This window comes from Stenotrophomonas sp. SMYL86 (assembly GCF_036320025.1).
GTDB classification, from domain to species: Bacteria; Pseudomonadota; Gammaproteobacteria; order Xanthomonadales; family Xanthomonadaceae; genus Stenotrophomonas; species Stenotrophomonas maltophilia_A.
This window is the reverse complement of record NZ_JAWIRU010000009.1, coordinates 75152-94586: the sequence shown is the minus strand read 5'-3', so window position 1 is coordinate 94586 and position 19435 is coordinate 75152. Positions and strand designations below refer to the sequence as shown.

The 19435-nt window shown below is 63.5% G+C and carries 29 protein-coding genes and 6 tRNA genes; 19 read left to right on the top strand and 16 right to left on the bottom strand.

Features of this window, described 5'->3' with window-relative positions:
• Nucleotides 1-5 precede the first annotated feature (5 nt).
• From V3B64_RS11835 to V3B64_RS11820, 4 genes are read left to right on the top strand one after another with little or no spacing between them, the layout of a single operon-like run.
• On the top strand, nt 6-197 hold the full coding sequence (locus tag V3B64_RS11835; RefSeq protein ID WP_005412390.1) for an LPXTG cell wall anchor domain-containing protein: 192 nt from the start codon (nt 6-8) through the stop codon (nt 195-197).
• Nucleotides 194-691, top strand: a complete 498-nt coding sequence (locus V3B64_RS11830) for a hypothetical protein (protein WP_065426719.1) — start codon at nt 194-196, stop codon at nt 689-691. Before V3B64_RS11835 ends, V3B64_RS11830 begins: the two co-directional genes overlap by 4 nt.
• A gap of 9 nt (nt 692-700) precedes the next feature.
• The gene (locus V3B64_RS11825; RefSeq protein WP_005412388.1) at nt 701-1009 is read left to right on the top strand and encodes a hypothetical protein; all 309 of its coding nucleotides are present in this window, start codon (nt 701-703) and stop codon (nt 1007-1009) included.
• Nucleotides 1006-1458 carry a hypothetical protein gene (locus V3B64_RS11820; protein ID WP_005412387.1) on the top strand — a complete coding sequence of 151 codons (453 nt, stop codon included), beginning with the start codon at nt 1006-1008 and terminating at the stop codon, nt 1456-1458. Before V3B64_RS11825 ends, V3B64_RS11820 begins: the two co-directional genes overlap by 4 nt.
• Nucleotides 1459-1479: 21 nt before the next feature.
• Here the strand turns inward: V3B64_RS11820 and V3B64_RS11815 are convergent, their stop codons facing one another.
• The 3 genes from V3B64_RS11815 to V3B64_RS11805 all read right to left on the bottom strand — a co-directional run bounded on the left by V3B64_RS11815 (nt 1480) and on the right by V3B64_RS11805 (nt 2847).
• Nucleotides 1480-1818, bottom strand: coding sequence for a response regulator (locus V3B64_RS11815; protein ID WP_157173538.1), 339 nt, complete (start codon nt 1816-1818; stop codon nt 1480-1482).
• Between the two features lie 151 nt (nt 1819-1969).
• The gene (locus V3B64_RS11810) at nt 1970-2302 is read right to left on the bottom strand and encodes a hypothetical protein (RefSeq protein ID WP_032961798.1); all 333 of its coding nucleotides are present in this window, start codon (nt 2300-2302) and stop codon (nt 1970-1972) included.
• Between the two features lie 215 nt (nt 2303-2517).
• Nucleotides 2518-2847: a hypothetical protein gene (locus V3B64_RS11805; protein ID WP_032961796.1), complete on the bottom strand. Its 330-nt coding sequence runs from the start codon at nt 2845-2847 to the stop codon at nt 2518-2520.
• 1075 nt (nt 2848-3922) lie between these two features.
• On the opposite strand from V3B64_RS11805, the gene V3B64_RS11800 reads away from it, so the two are divergent.
• The 11 genes from V3B64_RS11800 to V3B64_RS11750 all read left to right on the top strand — a co-directional run bounded on the left by V3B64_RS11800 (nt 3923) and on the right by V3B64_RS11750 (nt 9729).
• Nucleotides 3923-4084, top strand: coding sequence for a hypothetical protein (locus V3B64_RS11800; RefSeq protein ID WP_154267699.1), 162 nt, complete (start codon nt 3923-3925; stop codon nt 4082-4084).
• Between the two features lie 68 nt (nt 4085-4152).
• A complete protein-coding gene (locus V3B64_RS11795) occupies nt 4153-4323 on the top strand; it encodes a hypothetical protein (RefSeq protein WP_004154558.1) in 171 nt (56 codons plus the stop codon).
• Nucleotides 4324-4387: 64 nt separating this feature from the next.
• A complete protein-coding gene (locus V3B64_RS11790) occupies nt 4388-4987 on the top strand; it encodes a hypothetical protein (protein WP_005412385.1) in 600 nt (199 codons plus the stop codon).
• Nucleotides 4988-5039: 52 nt separating this feature from the next.
• A complete protein-coding gene (locus V3B64_RS11785; RefSeq protein WP_005412384.1) occupies nt 5040-5363 on the top strand; it encodes a hypothetical protein in 324 nt (107 codons plus the stop codon).
• Complete coding sequence (locus tag V3B64_RS11780; protein WP_005412383.1) at nt 5363-5803, top strand: hypothetical protein; 441 nt, start codon at nt 5363-5365, stop codon at nt 5801-5803. The genes V3B64_RS11785 and V3B64_RS11780 overlap by 1 nt, the downstream gene beginning before the upstream one ends.
• Nucleotides 5800-5982, top strand: a complete 183-nt coding sequence (locus V3B64_RS11775; RefSeq protein ID WP_032961794.1) for a hypothetical protein — start codon at nt 5800-5802, stop codon at nt 5980-5982. Before V3B64_RS11780 ends, V3B64_RS11775 begins: the two co-directional genes overlap by 4 nt.
• Nucleotides 5979-6239: a hypothetical protein gene (locus V3B64_RS11770; RefSeq protein ID WP_032961791.1), complete on the top strand. Its 261-nt coding sequence runs from the start codon at nt 5979-5981 to the stop codon at nt 6237-6239. Before V3B64_RS11775 ends, V3B64_RS11770 begins: the two co-directional genes overlap by 4 nt.
• Nucleotides 6240-6302: 63 nt before the next feature.
• Nucleotides 6303-6923, top strand: coding sequence for an antirestriction protein ArdA (locus tag V3B64_RS11765; protein ID WP_032961789.1), 621 nt, complete (start codon nt 6303-6305; stop codon nt 6921-6923).
• 241 nt (nt 6924-7164) lie between these two features.
• The gene (locus V3B64_RS11760) at nt 7165-7305 is read left to right on the top strand and encodes a hypothetical protein (protein WP_005412379.1); all 141 of its coding nucleotides are present in this window, start codon (nt 7165-7167) and stop codon (nt 7303-7305) included.
• A 738-nt stretch (nt 7306-8043) separates the two neighbouring features.
• Nucleotides 8044-8418 carry a hypothetical protein gene (locus V3B64_RS11755; protein ID WP_005412378.1) on the top strand — a complete coding sequence of 125 codons (375 nt, stop codon included), beginning with the start codon at nt 8044-8046 and terminating at the stop codon, nt 8416-8418.
• 66 nt (nt 8419-8484) lie between these two features.
• A complete protein-coding gene (locus tag V3B64_RS11750; protein WP_049417433.1) occupies nt 8485-9729 on the top strand; it encodes a site-specific integrase in 1245 nt (414 codons plus the stop codon).
• Between the two features lie 59 nt (nt 9730-9788).
• Here V3B64_RS11750 and V3B64_RS11745 read toward each other — a convergent pair.
• The 6 genes from V3B64_RS11745 to V3B64_RS11720 all read right to left on the bottom strand — a co-directional run bounded on the left by V3B64_RS11745 (nt 9789) and on the right by V3B64_RS11720 (nt 11431).
• Nucleotides 9789-9875 (bottom strand) — tRNA-Leu (locus V3B64_RS11745).
• A 139-nt stretch (nt 9876-10014) separates the two neighbouring features.
• Entirely contained in the window at nt 10015-10380 is a 366-nt protein-coding gene (locus V3B64_RS11740) for a hypothetical protein (protein WP_071228865.1), read from the bottom strand.
• A 245-nt stretch (nt 10381-10625) separates the two neighbouring features.
• A tRNA-Lys gene (locus tag V3B64_RS11735) sits at nt 10626-10701 on the bottom strand.
• Between the two features lie 198 nt (nt 10702-10899).
• Nucleotides 10900-10975: transfer RNA gene (locus V3B64_RS11730), tRNA-Lys, on the bottom strand.
• Between the two features lie 79 nt (nt 10976-11054).
• A tRNA-His gene (locus tag V3B64_RS11725) sits at nt 11055-11131 on the bottom strand.
• A 168-nt stretch (nt 11132-11299) separates the two neighbouring features.
• Nucleotides 11300-11431 (bottom strand): hypothetical protein, encoded by a 132-nt coding sequence (locus tag V3B64_RS11720; protein WP_275043403.1) that lies wholly within the window; start codon nt 11429-11431, stop codon nt 11300-11302.
• 48 nt (nt 11432-11479) lie between these two features.
• Between V3B64_RS11720 and V3B64_RS11715 the strand changes: the two genes are divergently transcribed.
• The 3 genes from V3B64_RS11715 (at nt 11480) to V3B64_RS11705 (ending at nt 13385) form a co-directional block, all read left to right on the top strand.
• Nucleotides 11480-11821 (top strand): hypothetical protein, encoded by a 342-nt coding sequence (locus V3B64_RS11715; protein WP_329914182.1) that lies wholly within the window; start codon nt 11480-11482, stop codon nt 11819-11821.
• Between the two features lie 139 nt (nt 11822-11960).
• Nucleotides 11961-12881, top strand: a complete 921-nt coding sequence (locus tag V3B64_RS11710; RefSeq protein ID WP_032129316.1) for a hypothetical protein — start codon at nt 11961-11963, stop codon at nt 12879-12881.
• Between the two features lie 9 nt (nt 12882-12890).
• A complete protein-coding gene (locus V3B64_RS11705) occupies nt 12891-13385 on the top strand; it encodes a hypothetical protein (RefSeq protein ID WP_329914181.1) in 495 nt (164 codons plus the stop codon).
• Between the two features lie 318 nt (nt 13386-13703).
• On the opposite strand, the gene V3B64_RS11700 is transcribed toward V3B64_RS11705, so the two are convergent.
• Nucleotides 13704-13780, bottom strand: a tRNA-Arg gene (locus V3B64_RS11700).
• Nucleotides 13781-13819: 39 nt separating this feature from the next.
• A tRNA-Pro gene (locus V3B64_RS11695) sits at nt 13820-13896 on the bottom strand.
• A gap of 180 nt (nt 13897-14076) precedes the next feature.
• Between V3B64_RS11695 and V3B64_RS11690 the strand changes: the two genes are divergently transcribed.
• Entirely contained in the window at nt 14077-14835 is a 759-nt protein-coding gene (locus tag V3B64_RS11690; protein WP_032129086.1) for a Bax inhibitor-1/YccA family protein, read from the top strand.
• 60 nt (nt 14836-14895) lie between these two features.
• On the opposite strand, the gene V3B64_RS11685 is transcribed toward V3B64_RS11690, so the two are convergent.
• From V3B64_RS11685 to V3B64_RS11665, 5 genes are all read right to left on the bottom strand, one after another.
• Nucleotides 14896-15645, bottom strand: a complete 750-nt coding sequence (locus tag V3B64_RS11685; protein ID WP_329914180.1) for a sulfite exporter TauE/SafE family protein — start codon at nt 15643-15645, stop codon at nt 14896-14898.
• A gap of 28 nt (nt 15646-15673) precedes the next feature.
• Nucleotides 15674-16582, bottom strand: coding sequence for a LysR family transcriptional regulator (locus V3B64_RS11680; RefSeq protein ID WP_121504052.1), 909 nt, complete (start codon nt 16580-16582; stop codon nt 15674-15676).
• A 53-nt stretch (nt 16583-16635) separates the two neighbouring features.
• Nucleotides 16636-17379 carry a cysteine hydrolase gene (locus V3B64_RS11675; RefSeq protein ID WP_329914179.1) on the bottom strand — a complete coding sequence of 248 codons (744 nt, stop codon included), beginning with the start codon at nt 17377-17379 and terminating at the stop codon, nt 16636-16638.
• A gap of 161 nt (nt 17380-17540) precedes the next feature.
• Nucleotides 17541-17951: a hypothetical protein gene (locus V3B64_RS11670; protein WP_329914178.1), complete on the bottom strand. Its 411-nt coding sequence runs from the start codon at nt 17949-17951 to the stop codon at nt 17541-17543.
• A gap of 131 nt (nt 17952-18082) precedes the next feature.
• The gene (locus V3B64_RS11665; protein WP_032129081.1) at nt 18083-19087 is read right to left on the bottom strand and encodes an isocitrate dehydrogenase; all 1005 of its coding nucleotides are present in this window, start codon (nt 19085-19087) and stop codon (nt 18083-18085) included.
• Nucleotides 19088-19435: the final 348 nt, after the last annotated feature.

Here is a 19435-nt window from a genome sequence, read left to right as displayed (position 1 = left end):
ACCCAATGTCCAACACGCTCGCTGCGTGGCTGATGGCGCTCGCCGCCGCTGGCCTGCTGTACCTGTTCCTGCGCCGCAAGAACGACGACGACAACGACGGCCCGAGCGCACCCGCGCCGGTAACGCCGTGCGACTGCAACCACGCTCCCTGCTGCCACACCCAGGGCGGCCAGTCGAACCCCTACGCGCCGGTATGACCGACGCAAAGCTGCCGAGCCTCGTGGAGGTCAGGGACAACCTGATCCCCGCGGCGGCCCGGCTGCTCCCCGGCGTGGCCTTCACTCCCGAAGCGAAGGTCATGCTGCTCGCCATTGGTCTCCAGGAATCTCGCTTCGAGCACCGCAGGCAGATCAAAGGCCCCGCACGCGGCTTCTGGCAGTTCGAGGCGGGCGGCGGCACCGCAGGTGTACTCCGTCACCCGGCGACCTCCGCACGCGCCTCACAGCTCGTCTCCGCGCGTCTGGAGCGTCCCTCGACCGCTGCGGTCAACGAGGCGCTCGCCTCCGACGACGTGCTCGCCTGTGCGTTCGCTCGCCTGCTGCTGTTCACCGATCCGCGTCCGCTGCCCGCCCTGGGTAACCCCCAGGCCGCATGGGACTACTACGTCCGCAACTGGCGGCCGGGCAAGCCGCACCGTGACACCTGGGACGCGCTCTACGCGAAGGCCCTGGCAACCATCCGCAACACCTAACCGGAACCCATGAACTTCAAGACCATCTACAACCGCGCCAGCGAGCGCCTGGTGCGCGCCTACGAGCGCGCTAAGGGGTACGTAGCGCTACGCATTGCCCTCGCCTCGCAGTGGCTCCTGGAGCGCCTGCGCGAGACCTCCCGTCGCACCTACACCGGCTGGCTGTTCGTCGTCGTGTTCCTGGCGCTGCCCTACGTCGTCCTCGGCGGCCTGTGGGAGCACCTGCGGAATGCCGCGGAGCGCCTGTGGGATGACGTGAACGACATCGAGTGGGCTGCGTTCACCCCGAGCTACTGGCGGGAGCACATCAAGCAGTGACCACGCTGGCCTTTGACGGCCGGCTCGTTGCTATCGACTCGCAGGTCACCGCTGGTGATCTGCGGTACGAGGAGGAGAAGTTCTACCGCACCACCGACACCACCGGGCGCGACCTGGTGGTGTTCGGCGCGGGCACCACTTCCCACATCCAGCGAGCCGTGCGCGAGCTGTCGGAGGGATTCGACGAACTGACCAAGGGCGAGTACACGATCCTCGTGGTCGGCCTGCGGGACAACCCGGTGGCCTTCTACCACGACGGTCTCCCTCTCGACCTCCGGCGCGACTTCCTCGTCGCCGGTAGTGGTGGTGCGATTGCCCTGGCCGCCATGAAGGCAGGCCACAACGCGACCGAAGCAGTCCTCATGGCCTGCTCGACGGACCTCTACAGCGGTCCTCCGGTGCAGACCTACGACACGGTTACAAAGCGTTTCCTAAAACGCCGGACCTGAACTACTGGCGCATGGACGCGCCTAAACAGGAATGCCGATTTGGCGAGTCCTATCAAGGGCGCTCATGAGTTCTTTGATGCGGTACGGCTTCGGGAGAAAGGTCGCCCACTGGTGAGCGTCAGGGAGCTGCGGGTTCGGCACCCCGGACGCGAACATGTAGGGAATTCGGTGCGACAGCAGGTAATCGGCGACGGACATTGATGCTCCGTCCTGCGTCTGGATGTCTAAGATCGCCGCGTGAAATGCTTTCGCCTCTATGCGGTCGAATGCATCGGCAGCGGAGGCGACCACATCGACCTCGTAACCCTGCATCGCCAGGATTTCCTTCAACATCCCTGAGAGGTCAGGATCATCTTCCATGACCAACAACGAGCCGAGCCGACCCTGGCTGTATGCATCCGTAGCCATCGCGCGTTCTCCCACGCCTACGTTCCCCAAACGGTTCGTACCGTACACGACGGCCAGTTAAAAGACAGGAAACGACTCTACCTGAAAGTGAACAGTTCAGCTATCACGCCAATTCTTCATCCTTGAACCACCACATTACAGCCAAGACGACAAACCAAACGATCAGCGGGACGCCAATCGTGAATTCCACGAGTAGGCCTCTCATGTGCTCGTGCTGCGCGGCCTCAGTCAGTGCAGAATCCAGAATTGGCACCGCATCGGCCACCACGCTGTACGCGGTCGTGTCATCGTTTATGACCTCGCGGGTACGTTCGACCAGCTCCCGTGCTGCTCGAAGCTTCGCGTGCTGATATGCGGCGGGCACTCCAGCACAGACCAGCGAGAGGACAGTGACCAGCGCCGCCAAGCGAATGAGGAGGGTATTGAGCGATGCCATAGATGCTCGTTGTAATGTCTATGCCAACCGCTAAGTTTATTCGACCACGGAGCACTGGGAGGGCTTGACAAGGGTGCTATCATAGTAAGACCTAAGTATTACTCTAGCAGGACTATAGAGTTCTATTCATTGGTATTCACCATCAAGTAGAGCTACAGTTCTCCTATGCACTCCTGGGGTGTTCCTCTGTCCTCCTTGGGTGCCACTGCGGCGGACTAGACCTCCGTCCCATCCTTGATGACCCATAGCACCACGCCCGCACCAATCCAAGCGAGCGCCGGGATGCCCAAAGCGAGCTGGAGAAACAGGTTGCGGGAATTGCGGTTGCTGATGAGGTCATTCGTCGCGGCGTCAAACGTCCGCACCGCCTCATCAACCAACACCTGCGGCGAGGCGTCGTTCTCGATGATCTGCTCGTTCCAGGAACGCAACTCCTCAGCGCTCCTTACGCCGGTCTGAAAGTACGCGGCAGGGAGTCCTGCGAGCACTAAGGCCAGGACGGTGATCGCGGTAGCGGTTCTTATCGTGTATCGGCGGGCGTACATAACGTCTCCTCGAAGTGACAGAGGTGGTCGAAAGGTTTGCGGCAAATTTCCGAAGGAGTATCCAACTACTTGGAACGGCGCGATCACCCCCCGTAGGGGGTCGCCCCCTGTAGCGTAAGGCACGATGCGCCCCCTTCGCGTCACCTGCGGCGTCACCACCTCGGCTAACCTACTGATTCCAAAGGTGAACCACCGGATTAGGTATCCAGTGCCTAGGCAATCCCATGCGATACCTGGGCAACCTGCGGACATCCGCGCTCAAACGTTCGCGCCCCTGTCTGTCCCTATCTGTCTTTTTGCCCTGACCGCCACGCGCCCACCTCGGCACCACCTCGGCACACCTGCCGACCACCTCGGCACACCCTGCCCGGCCTATGCCCACCTGCCGCCCACCACGGCCAGCCAATGCGCCACCACGGCCCACGCAAGGCCCGCCACGGGCACCCCTACCGCCCCGCCTATAGAAGCTCCCCACGCGCGCGCTAGGCGCTCCCTGCGACCATCCAAAATCGTTGCCATCGGGGTATTGACAGCCATGCGGGGATTGATCTAATCTATACCCGTCGCCAGCAACACGGCGGCAGCGGAAAAGGCGGCGACAGACGTGCGACCGATGGATCGACAGCACCTAGAGCTTATCCCGCCAGCACTGAGGACTAGCCCCAAAGGCCCCTAAGCGCACCGCAGGTAACGTCCGGCTCAACCATCCCCCTACCGGGAGTGATTGACAAATCGGGAGCAAAAGGGCATAATGCCCACCATCGAACAACGGCCGCAGGGTGCGGTCGGGACAGTAGGAAAGGGGCAGGCAGGAGCGCCGCCCACGGCAGAACGCGGGGAGCTGGGAACACTAGCCGCGCCGGGAAGTGTAAGGGCCGATGAAGGCCGCCACGGATACCGGGTCACCGCCAGAAAGAGCGGGGCCATCTGTACGGGATTCCTAGGCGAGCTGGAGGCGCTCCCGGAAGCTGGCGACGGTCAGATTCCATGCCTTACGAGCATGAGTCTGACCGCCAAAGCGCCCCTACCGTTGTGATGGGGCGTTTTGGTGGTCCGATTCACTGGAGAGCAACCCATGACGATGATCCCGTTTGATATGACCGCCCGCGACTACTACGTGGCCGGTTGCATCCGCCGCGGCATCCGCGAGCACCGCGCCCGACTCAACGAGCGGGAGCGCCAGGCACACAAGAACCGCACCCAAGTTGCGCCTTGTCCATCCCCCGTTGTCATCTGATCCCCTTTCGTCAACCCGGTTTTCCACACCCCGCCGACGTGTGACGGCGGGTCTTTTTTGGAGCTACCATGAGCACCAATGGACCACTGGAGGACTTGCAAGTGCGCAAGCTCACCGCTGAGATTCGCAAGATCAACCGCGAGAGCGACAAGCTGATGATGGAGACCCGGTGGTATCCGCTGGTGGTCGCCACGGCCTTTGTGGCTGGCATCGTCACGCTGACCAAGCTGTTCCTCTAACAGCGCCCTACCCCAATCCCCCGAAGCCGCCGCAAGGCGGCTTTTTTGTTGCCCGGAGAAAGCTATGAACAAAATTCCTTCCGCCCTGATCGCCGCCGCTCTGCATGTGGCCCCCAAGAATGACGTTCGCTTCTACTTGAATGGCGTGCTGATTGAGTCGCACGCCGATGGTGCGATCATCGTTGCTACAGACGGCCACCGCATGCTTGTGGTGCGTACCAGCCTGCCGTGGGACATTGGCAAGATCATCGTGCCGCGCAATGCGTGCGAGCTGGTCGCCAAGATGAAGGGCGATGTCTATTTCAGCGCCGTGGGCGATGCCAGCCGGTTCAAGGCGGAGCGCGGAGGCCAGGCCATTGAGTTTGCTGCCGTTGATGGAACCTACCCGGACTGGCGTGCTGCGGTGTCCAAGCCGAACGAACTCAAGCTGTCCGGATTCGCGCCTGCCGTCCTCGAAGGCGTAGTGAAGGCGGCCGGTGTAATTTGCAAGGCATTCGGCGGCAAGGCCACTTCACTGATTCCGGTGACTGGCGGCGACGTGGCGGCCATGTTCGGTATTGGCGGCATCACCGATCCGAGCATCAGGTGCGCGTCTTTGATCGTCATGCCAATGCGCGACTCGTCATACCCGGAAGCCCTGTGCAGCGACGCGCTCCGCGCTTAACCCGAACCCATCAGCCGCCGCAAGGCGGCTTTTTTGTTGCCCGGAGAAAGCCATGAACCTCGACAACTACGCCCCCGAGAGCGCGAAGCGCATAGCCGTGGCGCTGGTGGATGCCGCCCTCGCCGCTGGTTACTCGCTCGGCGTCTACGACGGCGAAGAAACCACGGTGCGGCACAGCCGCGACCGGCAAGAAGTGTTGGAGGCCCTCGCCTCTACCGACCACGATCACCTGCGGTTCTACCGCCCGGACGCAACAAAGGCGGGGTTTGTGCTCCTGATTTGGGAGAACGGGGACGACGCCGCGAGCGACTGGAGCGACAACGACGAGACCAACGCGCTGGTGATGCCGGTGCTGCGCGGGCTGGGGGTGCTGTGATGGAACTGCGCACCTACGGAACCCGCAACGTGTTCCTGGCACAGCCGGGGCGCTATCACGAACAACTGGCGGCGACCGCGATGACGCCGCAGCAAGCCGAGGAGTTCGCCACCGTGGTCAACCGCGCAATCAGGGATACCGACTTCGACCCCATCGACCTCGCGCAGCTGGCGAGCGGGTGGACGTGGCCCGAGCCGATGAGCACCGCGCCGCTGGGCATTGAGGACTCCGAATTTCTTGTCGAGGTGGCGCGCATGCTGCACCGCCTCTGGCAGGAGGTCGGCGAGCAGTGGAGCGGCGTTTGGGCCTACGACATCGCCGACCCGCTGGGCGGGTGGCTGTCGAGGAACGGCATCAACCACGAGACCGCCGATGGCGTGGCCCGCGCCGAGCAGCAGGCCCGCGCATGGATCGCCGAGGGCATGGGAGCCGCGCGATGAGCTACCGCGAGGAGGACATCTTGTTCGAGACCGAAAAGGCATGGGTGCTGCGCAAGGGGCCGAACCATTTTGAGGTCTACAAAATCGGCCTCACCCACTCGACACGCCACGGCATTTTTCACAACATCCCCGGCGCACTGGATCGCGCCATCGAACACGCAAAGGGCCTGTCGCAATGAGCAATGACAACGAGCTGGCTGTACCTGCCGGTGACAAGCTGGTCACCCTGGGCGACCGATCGGTCTCCTACGGTCCCCGCCAAGAGTTCGACGGGAGCGTCGAGCCTTGCGCACCGATGGCCGCGCAGTTTTGGGGCGTCTACCGCTGGGCCGGTAAGGACCGCTGGTGGTGGATTGCCGACGTGGCCGACGAGGACACCGCCCGCGCAGTGGCCGCCGCCTACCTGCTGAACGTCAAGCCCGATTGGGCGCACTGACCGATAACCACCCCTGATCCCGAGGCCCGCCTAGTGCGGGCCTTCGCATTTCTGGAGCACACCATGCAAATCTACGTTGCCTGCCTTGCCTCATATAACGCTGGCGTCCTGCACGGCGAGTGGATCGACTTGGAGGGACGCGACGCCGACGACGTGCGCGATGAGATTGCCCGCATCCTGCGCGAGTCGCCGCACCCGAACGTGACCGTTGATTGCCCGGATTGCGGCGGTACTGGAACCACATACGTCCCCCGAGTATTCGGCGGGGCGGAATGCACGGCGTGTGGCGGAAGCGGCAAGGTCGCCAGCGCCGAGGAGTGGGCCGTCCACGACTACGACGACGTGTTCGGGGATACCTGGGGCGAGCACCCCGACCTGGACAAGCTGTGCGCATTGCAAGAGCGGCTGGACGAGTTGCACAACGACACCGAACGCGCTGCCTACACGGCCTTCTGCGACCACGAGGGCCTCGACGATGTGACCGTGGAGCAGTTCCACGAAGCCTACGTGGGCCAGTTCGATAGCTGGGCCGACTTTGCCGAGAACTATGTGGACGAATCGGGGCTTCTCCACGGCGTGCCCGACGCCCTCTCCCGCTACTTCGACTACGAGAGCTATGGCCGCGACATTCGGCTCAACGGTGACGCGTTTGAGGTGAGCGGCTTCTACTTCTGGAGCCGCTAACGCCGCTTCCGCAAGACCCTGCGCCAATACAGGTATGTGCGATGCGCCGGCACCGAGCTAGTCCACACCCATACGACTAGGTGAAGGGCCGTAATGGCGACTTCTACGCGGGGGTCAATCATCGAACGGTCCTTGGGGTCGGGAGTGGCGATCACGCCCTTCAGCCCTAATCATAAGGCCAATCTCGATATTTGGCACTCATTGTTCCATTTGTAGCACTTGCATAACAGGAGACTTACATATGCGTAACGCAGATTTCACCGCAAACTCGACCCTGGTGATCGTCAACGTGGCCCTCCGCGTCCACCAGTTCGGCCCGTTCTTGGTATTCGAGCGGGAGGTTTTGGTCCTGCATGAACGGACCTACGAGGTGCCCGAATGATTCGGACCATCAATTTCGACCATAACGAGAAGCGCGGCGCTCTCCGCGCGATGCTCGGCCTACTCAACGAGCGCGTCCAGTTCTCGGTCGTCCCCGAGGACTGTGGCTGGCGGGTGTCGTATCCGGTCCCACCCGCGGCCCCAACGGAGACCCCGCGGCCATGACTTCACTGCACCAGTCGGGATCAATCTCTCCCGTGGTACTTGATTCCTACGGACGCGCCATCATTGTGGCCTGTAGTCTGCCCGACGGCAGCGTCATGCTGTCGGGCTGCGCATCCGCAGACGACCAGGGGGGCGTTCTCAGTCTATGAGTACGGTGAGACGGACAATAGCCAGCGCGGTAGTCCGCGTAGGGCAAGGACTGTTTTTGCATCCGTGGTCGGGGCCATTGTGACCCTGGCGGCGATGCTGGCACTACCGTTCTTAAAACACTGAAACGTAAGACCTTTTTGTGGAGCGCAGCCGGGGGTGGCGGCGCATTACAACGCCGTGAGCAGGGGACAGGACGGCCCCTTCGCAGGGCAGAAGTACCTGGACCTGTTCGTGAAAGCCTTTGGATATGAGATCGGAATCGACCCCTCCCCCACGCCTTGGCAGCGTGGTTTCTGGATGGACAAAATTGGCAAGAATGCCATCAACATTGGCTTGGGCCTTGTAATCCTTACATTGCGGCTCCAAGATAGACCCTGATGGTTTCCCAAGGGGGAACCATCCCCTTACGGAAAATGAGCGCACCATGAATCTCTCGCAGAAAGAACTGACGGCCATTCTCACAACCGCACTGTCAGCCTTCCGGGAAGAGATCGACGAGGACATCACCGCCACCCGCATCCTCACCCTACTCGCCGTTGTGGACGAGCCGGGCATTCAGCAGGTGGACCTTGAGCGCGTCCTCGGCGGACTCTCTCCCTCCGCAGTGAGCCGCAATGTGCTCGACCTGTCGTCTATCAAGCGTAACCGCGAGCCGGGGCCTGACTTCCTAGAGCAGCGCCCTGATCCCGCCTACCGCAAGCGCAACCTGATCTTCCCGACGACCAAGGCGCTGCACTGGCTGGCTTCGCTCGCAGAACGTGTCAACCGCAAGGTGACGGCGCGCGTCGCAGCCGCCTAACCCCCAACACCCCGTTGTGCCCCGAGGCCCGCCTAGTGCGGGCCTTTTTCATTTCTGGAGATACACATGGCCCTTCGCCTCAAAGGGACCGCGCCCAAGCCGGGTGCGCCCGATAAGCGCTACTACATGCTCGACGTGCAGGAGGGATACCGGCGCGTGCGCTTGTCCACCGGCACCCGCGACCGCGTGGCAGCCGAGCGCAAGGAGCAGGCGGTCCTCGACGCCCTGCGCGACGACCCCGAGATTGCAGAGGACGCGCTGCGGGAGCTGATTCGGGGCAAGTCCCGGTCGGTGCAGATGGCCGTGGCGAAGGCCAAGGTCCGCCAGCGCACCCTCAAGGACGCGATGGACGACGCGCTGGACGACCGCAACTTTTGGGGCAAGCTCCGGTCCATCGACACCGTGCGTACCAACTGCAAGGTGGTCCAGAGCTACCTGGGCGAGGAAACGCCCATCAACGACATCACGCAGGCCGCGGTCAACGACATGGCGCAGCGCATGCTCGCCGACAAGGCGGCTCCCGCCACCGTGAACCGCAAGATGCAGTGCCTCCTTGCCCTACTGAAACGCGAGAGGAAGGCCGGCCGGTTCTTGGGAGAGCTGCCCGAGTACAGCTTGGCCGACGAGAGGGACAACGCACGCACGTTCGTCCTGAACGTTGAGGACGAGGAATTGATCCTGGCGCGGCTGCTGGAGTGGGACACGCTCCCGAACGGCCCTGCCGGAGGGCACCCACGGGTGCGCGACGGGGCGGACTACCGCGACCTGTTCGTGTGCCTCGCCGACCTGGGCTGCCGCATGAGCCAGGCCATCGGCATCCGGTGGTCCGAAGTAGTCGATCAGGGCGGAAGGCTCCACGTCCGCTTCTGGCGGCACGCTACGCTCAAGAAGGGGCGTCCCCGCACCCTACCCTGCACCGCCCGTGTCGCCGAGGTTCTACAGCGGCGCAAGGACGCCCTGGCGGCCACATCGGACGGCCCCTTCACGATGCTCAATCGCACGCGCGCCGACCGGCTGTGGCAATGGGCCATCAAGGGGACACATCTCGCTTCCGAGAAGGAGTGCGTACCGCATGCGCTCCGCCATACGTGCGCCACTCGGCTGCTGCTGGCGACCGGCAACATCAAGCTCGTGCAGGAGTGGCTCGGACACCGCGACATCCAGACCACCTCAGCGGTCTACGCGAAGGTACTGGCCGAGCAATCGCTCCAAGGCATGTCTGCACTGGAGCAGTTCCGCCTCCCAGCCGCCTCGAACGGAACAGGTGACGTTCCGAGACAGGGATCAATTGCCAAAGCGGGAATCCAATAGGACAACTGACCGTCGCCAGCTTATTTTTCAATCACTTAGGCAATCTGTGCTCGGCCAGATGGTGCGAAAGGCGGGACTCGAACCCGCACGAGGTCACCCTCACTGGAACCTAAATCCAGGGCGTCTACCAATTCCGCCACTTTCGCGTGGCCGGCTCAGGCGTTCATTGTCGCAGGCGGGGGCAGGAAGCGGAAGGCCTGCACAAAACTGAATCTGCCGCGATGGACGCGCCCCCTGCATCGCTGCCGCCCCGGCGGGCGCACCGCCCGCCAGGACGACTGCGGCTTACTGCTGCGGTACAGCGCGGGCCGGTGCCATGCCGGCATGTTCGGCGGGCGCCTCCCCCTTGCGGATCTCCACGCCCCCGTCGTCGGTACGGCGCAGGGCCACCGACTCCGGCATGGCCTTGCGCACATCCACCGAACCGTCCGCATTGCGCTGCACATCCACCGCGTCAGGCAGGACCTCCGCTTCCGCAGGCTGAGCCGGCTGCATCTGCATGGCGTCACCCACCGGGCGCGCCGGAGTGCTCTCCGTGCCCGCATCGCGTTCAACGGTCTTCGCGGGATCATTGGCCGGCGCGCAGGCAGCCAGCGCCATCAACGCGAAGGGAACCCACAGCGTGCGGTGCAATCGATTGATATCAGCCATCAACATCTTCCTTCGTGCATGCGCCTTCGGCGCGGAAGATCCATTGGGTGCGATGCAGGAAGGATGCGGTGAGAAGCAGCGCACAGCATTGAAAACACTGATGACGCGTATGCCCCTGATTTCAGCATCGCTTCAGTAGATCCACGCCATGCGCCGTTTCAGCAGATCCACACCATGCGTGGATGAAGCGCAACCCGGCGCGCAGACAAGAAAAAAGCCACTTGGCGAACCAAGTGGCTTTCGTCTGGTGGGCTGTCAAGGATTCGAACCTTGGACCTATTGATTAAGAGTCAACTGCTCTACCAACTGAGCTAACAGCCCGAAATCGGGGCGCGAATTATGACCCGATCCGCTCGGTGGGTGCAAGTACTTTTTTCAACATCGTTGAAACCAGCACTGCGGTCCCGCTGCATTGCAGATCCACGGCCAAGCGGGGCTCTGCAACCCGTGATCCATCGAAACGATGGGAGTCACACTTATAAGAAAAAAGCCACCTGGGATACCAGGTGGCTTCTGTCTTGGTGGGCCGTCAAGGATTCGAACCTTGGACCTATTGATTAAGAGTCAACTGCTCTACCAACTGAGCTAACGGCCCGTGAAACTCAGACGCACATTGTAGCGTGCTTTCTGTTTATTGCAATACCGTTTCGGCTGCGCCGATGCGGTTGAATCAGTGGGGTGGCTGAGGGGATTCGAACCCCCGACCACCGGAATCACAATCCGGTACTCTAACCAACTGAGCTACAGCCACCACTGAAACTTTCGCTCCACCGCCGATGAGGCTGACGCTGGACCTTGATGCTTTGCTAGCGGGTGGAACCAGAAGTCCGTCCCCCGAAGCGAGTCCGGCATTTTCCGGGAGTCGCGAAGGAATTGCAAGCACTTCTTCACATTGATGTGCAGGGGCCGGAACAGGAGATCAATGCTGCTCCGCCGAGGTCACGCGCGCGATGTCCGCATGCCCATCCAGGAATGACAGCGTGGCCTCCCCTTTCGGCGTGACCTGCAGCTGCAGGCGTGGCTGGCCAGCTCCGTCGAGCAACTGAAGCATCACGTTGCGCGACTGCGTCCTGCCAAGAAGCACTCGACGGGTAATCGCTTGCAGACCCTGCGCGTGCAAGCGCTCATCGTCGGCCCAGAACATCGGTCGCAACCGTCCATCGGCGACATCGTTTCGATCAAGTCGAACGACGTGTTGCGTTCGGCCGTCACCCCCATCAGCAGGCCAGCAAACGCCCGCGAGGCGACAGCGCCGCGGCAGAAAGGTAAGCCGCCGTTGGCGCCTGCGCCGCCGATGTACTTCGACCAGCACCTGCTTCACCTCACCCACGCCGTTCGAATCTGCATCCATCCCGAGCTAGAGAAGGCGCGTGCCGCACGCACCGGATGTCAGGCGCTGGCGAACAGCCCGCCCGTCGTCGGGCACGCCCCGAGAGCATGAACGCTTAGTGAACAAATCGTGAATGAATCTCAAATAGGGATGGGGGAGATCCATTCATACAACGTTAGCTGCAGGACATGGAACGCAGGGCGCGCGTTTGCAACCATGCCGGTTCCTGCAATGAAGGTGAGATCAATAGATGAGCAAGCGGCTAATCGGATTCGTCGCGCTGGCAGCCGTGCTGGCAGTGGCAGCCGTTGCAATGTCCGGCTACCGGCAGCAGGCAACTGCGGATGCCACGGCAGAGGAATCCGGGAAGAGTGGCAGCCTCGATGAACGGCCTGACCAGGGAAGGCAGCTTCCGGCGTCAGGTGCGGCGGCCGCGCAAAGGCTTGAGCGGGACAACAAGATCCCGCCGGGCTCGTACAAGGCCGTGGGCCCCAAGGCCTACGAAATCGTAAGAGGCAATGAGTTCCGGCCTCCCGGTGACGCGCTTGCCCACGTCAAGCAACTGATGCTGCGCTCCGAATCCGGAGATGCCACGGCAACCTACGAAATCTATCGAACCATCGAGCAATGCCAGACCTTCATCTCGGATCGCGCTGACAAGCTGGCGGATTCGGCCACCACGGTCGGGGCCGGCAACTGGTTCCTGGAGCGGTCGGAACGAATCCTCAAAGAGTGTGAGTCGCTGGCTCTGGATCAGGACATCTATCACGCCGATTGGCTTTCGAAGGCCGCCGCCATGGGCTCGCAGGAAGCGATGCGCGCCTACTCGCGATCGCCGGAGAAAGTCATCGGTTCGCTTGATGACGCAATCCGTGATCCCGCGGCGCTCGAGGCGTGGAAGGACACCGCCACCGGATATCTGCGCGAACTGGAATCACAAGGGAACGTCAATGTCATCAGCGACATGGCGATGGCCTACACCTATGGCGGCATCGTTCCTGCGGATCCCGTTGCGGCCCTGGCGTACACCCGCGTCCTCAACCGGCTGGACCCACGTTTTGCCACCACCAATGACATTGCCAACCATGAGAAAAACCTGAGCAGCCAAGAGAAAGAGAAAGCCCGCATTTCATCGAACGAAATCTTCAAGAACTGTTGCATCCCACGATAAGGACCTATTGTGAAAGCTAGACTGATTGGGATTATCCCTTCGCTTGGTAGAAACTCCATTCCCGCCATTGCAGGCGTGCTGCTGTTCATGGCGGCCGGGAGCCTTCAAGCGAAAAAGCTTCCTGGCGTCATCAACTGCACCGCCGGATGCACGCTGACAACCCCGTATCCCGATCCGGTGACCAACCAGCAGCTTTCCCAAGAGGTCCAGAAGCTCAATGACGGCCGGACCACGGTCTGGACTGCCCAGACGCGCGTCCAGACCGGCGATGTCCTGACCGTCTGTAACGGTATTTCCTGCGTCAACTACACGTGGCGAGGTGCAGGTTTCGACTCCGGCGAAGTGATTTCGACCGTCCTCCCGCCCAACTCCCGCGGCGGTGGTGGTGGCGGCGGCGGCGGTGGCGGCGGTGGTGGCGGCGGCAGCGGCCCGATCAGCGGCGGCTGCCACGGCAACTGCGGCGGTGGCGGCAAGGTGCGAGTGGGCGAACTGGAACAGATGTGATCCATCCGGGGTGCACTCGACCAGAGTGCATCCATCGCGACATTGAAAAAGGCCAGCGCATAGCGCTGGCCTTTTTTCTTTGCCGGGTGCATTGCCCCATCCCAGGCGGCGCTGCTCAAGCACCTGCGGAGTGAGCCGATCGACGTCAGACGCCGGTCAACCGCAACCGGAATGACATCACGTCGTGCGACTGCACCCCATACAAAGGGCATCTTTCATCGGAAAAGAGGAAGGTGGAATGCTCGCCACCCAGGGTCGTGCAGCCATCGAATGGGAACCAATGTTCACGGATGTGAGCACTTAAACCATTGATTCCAATGGCGCGCCCGACAGGAATCGAACCTGTAACCGCCGGCTTAGAAGGCCGGTGCTCTATCCAGTTGAGCTACGGGCGCCCGAACCGGAACGGTGTCCAATCCGACGTGATGTGGGATTGGTCGGGGTAGAGGGATTCGAACCCCCGACATCCTGCTCCCAAAGCAGGCGCGCTACCAGACTGCGCTATACCCCGGTCTTGCAATCCCCTCGGGTCAGGCCCGGGGAGTTGGTCATTGTCGCCAAGCGCATTGGGAACTGTCAACGCAGGATGCGTAGATCCGGCGCCTGCCACAACGCCGAAAGCAGTCATCGGCTATGCTCACGCCCATCGGCCGGATGGCCGTCCTGACCCTCATTCGCACGGAGAACGCGTATGCGCAGCGGCAACCCGGCTCTTTCCGAGTCCACCTTCCTCGACCTCGCCAGTGGCTCGGTGGTGACCAGCCCCGACCAGGCCATGACCCTCAACGGTACCGTCAACAAGACCGGCTTCCTGCTGCTGTTGACCGTGCTGACCGCCGCTTTCGCCTGGAACCAGACCATCGGCGACTACGGCCAGGTCTTGCCCGGTGCCAGGCTGTATGCCATGGGAGGCGCCATCGGCGGCCTGGTGCTGGCGCTCATCACCGTCTTCAAGAAGGAGTGGTCGCCGGTCACCGCACCGATGTACGCGCTGGTGGAAGGCCTGTTCCTGGGCGCCATCTCGGCCGTGTTCAACGCCAAGTTCCCGGGCATCGTGTTCCAGGCGGTGCTGCTGACCTTCGGCACCCTGTTCGCGCTGCTGTTCGCGTACCGCAGCGGCCTGATCAAGGCCACCGAGAACTTCAAGATGGGCGTGGTCGCCGCCACTGGCGGCATCGCCCTGCTCTACCTCGCGTCGTTCGTGCTGGGCTTCTTCAACATCGACGTGCCGGTGATCCACGACTCCGGCTGGCTGGGCATTGCTTTCAGCCTGTTCGTGGTGGTCGTGGCCGCGCTGAACCTGGTGCTGGATTTCGACTTCATCGAAACCGGTGTCGCCCAGCGTGCACCGAAGTACATGGAGTGGTATGGCGCATTCGGCCTGATGGTGACCCTGGTCTGGCTGTATGTTGAATTCCTGCGCCTGCTGTCGAAGATCCAGCAGCGCTGAGCCGAAACATGCCGTAGACGACAAAGGGCGCCCTTCGTGGCGCCCTTTTTCGTTCTTCCCTCAGCGCGCCAGCAGTACCGGCAGCGACGACGCCAGCAACGCGATGCCTGACGCGGTCAGCAGGCCCAGCACGACCTGCCGGAAGCGTGCCTCGCTGATGCCGATGTAGACCCGCGCGCCCAGCAGGGTCGGTACCAGCATGGCCGGTGCCACGATGGCGAAGTACGGCAACATCTGCCGGCTCACCAGGCCGCTGCCGACATAGGTGGCCATGGTCACCGCCAGCATCGCCAGGTTGAAGTTCTGGATGACCGCGCGCTGCTCGTCCTTGCCGAAGCCTCGCAGGGTGCTCCACAACGTCGGCACCGGCCCGGCAAAGCCGCCGATGCCACTGAGCACGCCACCGGCCATGCCAGCAATCGCATCACCGATACGGCCGCCGACGCGGACCGGAGGCAACGAGCGTGCCATCAGCATCACCGGGCACCACAGCGCCAGGAAGCCACCCAGCAGCGCCTTGAACCAGTCCATGTCCAGCTGTGGCAGCACCGTCACGCCCAGCGGAATGCCGGCCAGCCCACCCAGCACGAACGGCAGCAGCAGGCGCAGGTTGAAACCGCGGCGCACGGTGAACACTGCGACCAGCTGCCCGACCAGCGCACCAAACACCGAAAGCGTCGCCGCCAGCCGCGGCTCCAGTCCCCACGCCCAGAACGACATCGCCACCATGCCGAAGGCGAAGCCGGACAGGCCCTGCACGAATCCGGCGACGATCGCGCCCAGCGCGACCAGCAGATACACCGACTCCATCCCCCCCCCCCCGGTTGCAGCCGCGCGACTACCCTGCCGCGCCCACCTGTGCAGCGTAGTGCGCCGCAAGGTGCTCGACCAGCGCGCGCACCTTCGGCGCCAATGCCCGCGCGTGCGGATACAGCGCGAAGTAGCGCCGCTGTCCGGCGTGCCAGGCGGGCAGCACACGGATCAGGCGGCCGGCACGCAGGTCCTCCTGCACGGTCAGCGCAGTGAACAGGCTGATGCCCATGCCAGCCAACGCAGCGGCATACAACGCTGGCGTCGCATCCACCCGCAGGCGCTGCCCCGCCTCGATGCTCGCGCCGGCACCGCGTGGCCCCTGCAGCTGCCAGGGCGACATCGCCGCTGTGGGACTGAAACCCAGCAGCGTGTGCTGTGCGAGGTCCGAAGCCTGCCGGGGCAGACCGTGCCGCGCCAGATAGGCCGGTGCGGCGACCAGGATGCGTGGGCAGCTGGCCAGCTCGCGGGCGACCAGCTGGCTGTCCGGCAAGGAAGGCGCGATGCGCAGGGCCAGATCGAAGCCACCCCCGACCACATCAACCAGCTGGTCGTCGGCGGAAAGATCCAGCGTGACCTGTGGATAGCGCTGCAGGAACGACGGCAACCAATGCGGCAGCTCCTGGCTGGCGACCACCTGCGGCACGCTGATCCGCACGGTGCCGCTGGGCTGTGCCTGCCCTGCGCGTGCGCGGTCATCCGCCTCCTGCAGGCGATCCAGCAGCGCTGCCGCCTCGCGGTAGTAATCGCGACCGGCTTCGGTCAGTGACAGCCTGCGGCTGTTGCGATCGAGCAGTCGAACCTGCAGATGTTCTTCCAGCTGCCGCAGTTGCCGTGACATCGCCGAATGGGTGGTACCCAGTCGTTCGGCGGCGGCGGTGAAACTGCCTGCATCGACGATGGCGCGCAGCGCACGCAGGGCGGCGAAATGGTCCATCGGCGGGCGGCTCCAGGTGGCGGGGCCCGCGGCGTGCGGGCCCCGTCAGCTTATCAAGCGCCGTCGCCGGCCTTGCGTACCGGCAGGGCCAGGATCGCGTCAGTCGCCATGACATCGCCGAAGGTGTCCTCAATCTGCGCCAGCGAGGCGTCATGCAGCGCGCGATGACCGATGCGCTGGCCTCCGGCAAGATCCAGATCACGGCTGGCAGTTGCATCGGACGACACGATGACGCGGTAGCCACGCGGTGCCGCTGCGGCATCGCGGGCGGCACCTGCCACGCAGGCATGGGTCTGCAGGCCGGTGACGATCAGGGTGTCGATGCCGGCATCCTTCAGCACCTGGTCGAGCACTGCGGCCGAGTCACCGGCGAACACGCTGACGTTGTCCTTCTGCACCACGGTCTCGCCCTTGCGCGGCTGCAGGTCGCGATGGAAGGCGGCATTGACGCTGCCCTGCGCGAACAGCGGCGCACCAGCCGGCAACACGTGCTGCACATGGATCACGCGGATGCCGTGGGCATCGGCGAACTCGACCACCCGCTTCGCCTGCCGCAGTGCGGCCACGCCATCGGGGATGACCATGCGGCCACCGGCGAAGCCCGGCACAGCGCTGCCGTCGAAGTATTCGTTCTGGAAGTCGATCACCAGCACGGCGGTCTTCGCCGCATCCAGCGAAGCCACAACGGGTGCGCCAGCCATGTGGCGGATGGTGGGATGGGCCGGTTCGGCAGCGGTGATGGGGGTAACGGTGGCCATGCCGATCAGGCTGGCCAGACCAAAGGCGGTGAGGTTCATGTTCAAGCTCCTGTGCGGTGGAAAGTGGGCACATGATGCGGAGCGGACGGCGCACGAACCAGCCATGTAAAAGCACATGATCTGTGCAAATGCCCCCCACAATGCCCTTGTCGCGTCGAGCCAGGCGCGCCTCCGCAGGAGCAGTCGAGCATGGCTCGACTCTACTGGGCCAGCTTGACCCCATTGAGTCGCACGATCATCGCGTGGTCACGACCCAGCACCACTTCGGCGGTATTGCTGCCCGCGCGCACGGCACGTGCAAGGCCCGCCGGACACTTCACTGGGACGCCGGCCAGGGTCTGCACAAGCTGGGCCGGAGAGATCCTGCTCCTGATCACGAACTCGGCACAGCTGCCTTCGAGCAGATACACAGGCGACCCTTCCGGAAATTCAATCAACCGCAGGATGCGCGCCTCGCTCTCCTGCATGCTGCGGAGGGGCGCCCCCTGCGTCCGCAGGCGGCGCAGCGCGCGCTGGGCGCGGGACCACGGCCAGTAGAAGATGGCGTAGATGGCCACGCCGACAGCATAGACGGCAACGGCCGCCACGACCCACACGGCCGCCTCAGGCATCTGAAAAAATCCTGTCGGTGAAAAACCGCAGTTGAAAACGCAGACGGGCCGTACAAGGACGGCCCGTCTTCAACGCATGCAGGCCCGGACTGGACATCGCCGAGACGATCTCCAGCCGGAACGCCGGCCGCTTACAGGCGGCTGGCGATGGCCTGGGCAAAGCTCATGGTGGTGCCGGTGCCGCCCAGGTCGCCGGTCAGCGAATCCTTGGCTTCCATGGTCGCCACGATGGCCTTGCGCAGGCGCTCGGCATTTTCCGGCTGGCCGACATGGTCCAGCATCTGCGCGGCCGCCAGCAGCAGCGCGCACGGATTGGCCTTGCCCTGGCCAGCGATGTCCGGCGCGGTGCCGTGCACGGCTTCGAAGATCGCCGCGTCCTTGCCGATGTTGGCACCCGGGGCCAGGCCCAGGCCGCCGACGAGGCCGGCGCACAGGTCGGAGATGATGTCGCCGAACAGGTTGGTGGTGACGATCACGTCGAACTGTTCCGGACGCATCACCAGCTGCATGCAGCAGTTGTCGACGATCATTTCCTGGAATTCGATGTCCGGGTACTGCGCAGCCACTTCACGGGCGACATTCAGGAACAGGCCCGAGGTCGACTTGATGATGTTGGCCTTGTGTACGGCGGTGACCTTCTTGCGGCCGGTGCTCTTGGCCAGCTCGAAGGCGTAGCGCACGATGCGCTCGGAGCCCTTGCGGGTGATGCGGGTGCCGGAGAAGGCGGTCTCGCCGTCGGCCGACACTTCCTGGCCTTCGGCCAGGTAGGCACCTTCGGTATTCTCACGCACGGTGATCAGGTCGACGTTGTCGAAACGCGACTTGGTGTTCGGGAAGGTGTGGGCCGGACGCACATTGGCGTACAGGTCGAAGTGACGGCGCAGGCTGACGTTGATCGAGGTGAAGCCACCACCGACCGGGGTGGTCAGCGGGCTCTTCAGCGCGACCTTGTTGCGCGCGATCGATTCCAGGGTCACCGCCGGCATCAGGTCGCCGTGCTTTTCCAGGGCCACCAGGCCGGCGTCGGCGTCTTCGTACTCCAGGCCAGTCTTGAGCTGGTCGAGCACGAACAGGGTGGCGTCCATGATTTCCGGGCCAATGCCGTCGCCGCGGATGACCGTAATTTTCTGCGTCATTGATCGATGTTCCGAACAGGGGGAAAAACGCCGTCCGGACGTGCCCGGAAACGCCGGCGCAAAGGAAGTTTCACCGGCAATTATGCCTGAGCCGGGGCCGAGGTCCCAAATAGACCATGGTCCCAGTGCCCGGCTCAGGCAGAATTGCCCGCGCATCCCACCTTATCCCCGCGCCTGTCGGCGCGCCCCCTTGAACAACAAGGGGGCTCCTGGGCTGTGGGATCACGGGGAAGGCGCCCCGCACGTCCGGTAGTGCCGGCCGCTGGCCGGCAACCTCGGCCATGTGGGGTTCACGGGATGCCGGCCAGCGGCCGGCACTACCGGGAGGGCCACAGGGCCCGGTTCCCG

Coding starts and splice junctions, on each gene's coding strand:
- V3B64_RS11835 (WP_005412390.1), top strand. CDS start 6: ATGTCCAACACGCTCGCTGCGTGGCTGATGGCGCTCGCCGCCGCTGGC.
- V3B64_RS11830 (WP_065426719.1), top strand. CDS start 194: ATGACCGACGCAAAGCTGCCGAGCCTCGTGGAGGTCAGGGACAACCTG.
- V3B64_RS11825 (WP_005412388.1), top strand. CDS start 701: ATGAACTTCAAGACCATCTACAACCGCGCCAGCGAGCGCCTGGTGCGC.
- V3B64_RS11815 (WP_157173538.1), bottom strand. CDS start 1,818: ATGGAAGATGATCCTGACCTCTCAGGGATGTTGAAGGAAATCCTGGCG.
- V3B64_RS11810 (WP_032961798.1), bottom strand. CDS start 2,302: ATGGCATCGCTCAATACCCTCCTCATTCGCTTGGCGGCGCTGGTCACT.
- V3B64_RS11805 (WP_032961796.1), bottom strand. CDS start 2,847: ATGTACGCCCGCCGATACACGATAAGAACCGCTACCGCGATCACCGTC.
- V3B64_RS11800 (WP_154267699.1), top strand. CDS start 3,923: ATGACGATGATCCCGTTTGATATGACCGCCCGCGACTACTACGTGGCC.
- V3B64_RS11795 (WP_004154558.1), top strand. CDS start 4,153: ATGAGCACCAATGGACCACTGGAGGACTTGCAAGTGCGCAAGCTCACC.
- V3B64_RS11790 (WP_005412385.1), top strand. CDS start 4,388: ATGAACAAAATTCCTTCCGCCCTGATCGCCGCCGCTCTGCATGTGGCC.
- V3B64_RS11785 (WP_005412384.1), top strand. CDS start 5,040: ATGAACCTCGACAACTACGCCCCCGAGAGCGCGAAGCGCATAGCCGTG.
- V3B64_RS11780 (WP_005412383.1), top strand. CDS start 5,363: ATGGAACTGCGCACCTACGGAACCCGCAACGTGTTCCTGGCACAGCCG.
- V3B64_RS11775 (WP_032961794.1), top strand. CDS start 5,800: ATGAGCTACCGCGAGGAGGACATCTTGTTCGAGACCGAAAAGGCATGG.
- V3B64_RS11770 (WP_032961791.1), top strand. CDS start 5,979: ATGAGCAATGACAACGAGCTGGCTGTACCTGCCGGTGACAAGCTGGTC.
- V3B64_RS11765 (WP_032961789.1), top strand. CDS start 6,303: ATGCAAATCTACGTTGCCTGCCTTGCCTCATATAACGCTGGCGTCCTG.
- V3B64_RS11760 (WP_005412379.1), top strand. CDS start 7,165: ATGCGTAACGCAGATTTCACCGCAAACTCGACCCTGGTGATCGTCAAC.
- V3B64_RS11755 (WP_005412378.1), top strand. CDS start 8,044: ATGAATCTCTCGCAGAAAGAACTGACGGCCATTCTCACAACCGCACTG.
- V3B64_RS11750 (WP_049417433.1), top strand. CDS start 8,485: ATGGCCCTTCGCCTCAAAGGGACCGCGCCCAAGCCGGGTGCGCCCGAT.
- V3B64_RS11740 (WP_071228865.1), bottom strand. CDS start 10,380: ATGGCTGATATCAATCGATTGCACCGCACGCTGTGGGTTCCCTTCGCG.
- V3B64_RS11720 (WP_275043403.1), bottom strand. CDS start 11,431: ATGCTTCAGTTGCTCGACGGAGCTGGCCAGCCACGCCTGCAGCTGCAG.
- V3B64_RS11710 (WP_032129316.1), top strand. CDS start 11,961: ATGAGCAAGCGGCTAATCGGATTCGTCGCGCTGGCAGCCGTGCTGGCA.
- V3B64_RS11690 (WP_032129086.1), top strand. CDS start 14,077: ATGCGCAGCGGCAACCCGGCTCTTTCCGAGTCCACCTTCCTCGACCTC.
- V3B64_RS11685 (WP_329914180.1), bottom strand. CDS start 15,645: ATGGAGTCGGTGTATCTGCTGGTCGCGCTGGGCGCGATCGTCGCCGGA.
- V3B64_RS11680 (WP_121504052.1), bottom strand. CDS start 16,582: ATGGACCATTTCGCCGCCCTGCGTGCGCTGCGCGCCATCGTCGATGCA.
- V3B64_RS11675 (WP_329914179.1), bottom strand. CDS start 17,379: ATGAACCTCACCGCCTTTGGTCTGGCCAGCCTGATCGGCATGGCCACC.
- V3B64_RS11670 (WP_329914178.1), bottom strand. CDS start 17,951: ATGCCTGAGGCGGCCGTGTGGGTCGTGGCGGCCGTTGCCGTCTATGCT.
- V3B64_RS11665 (WP_032129081.1), bottom strand. CDS start 19,087: ATGACGCAGAAAATTACGGTCATCCGCGGCGACGGCATTGGCCCGGAA.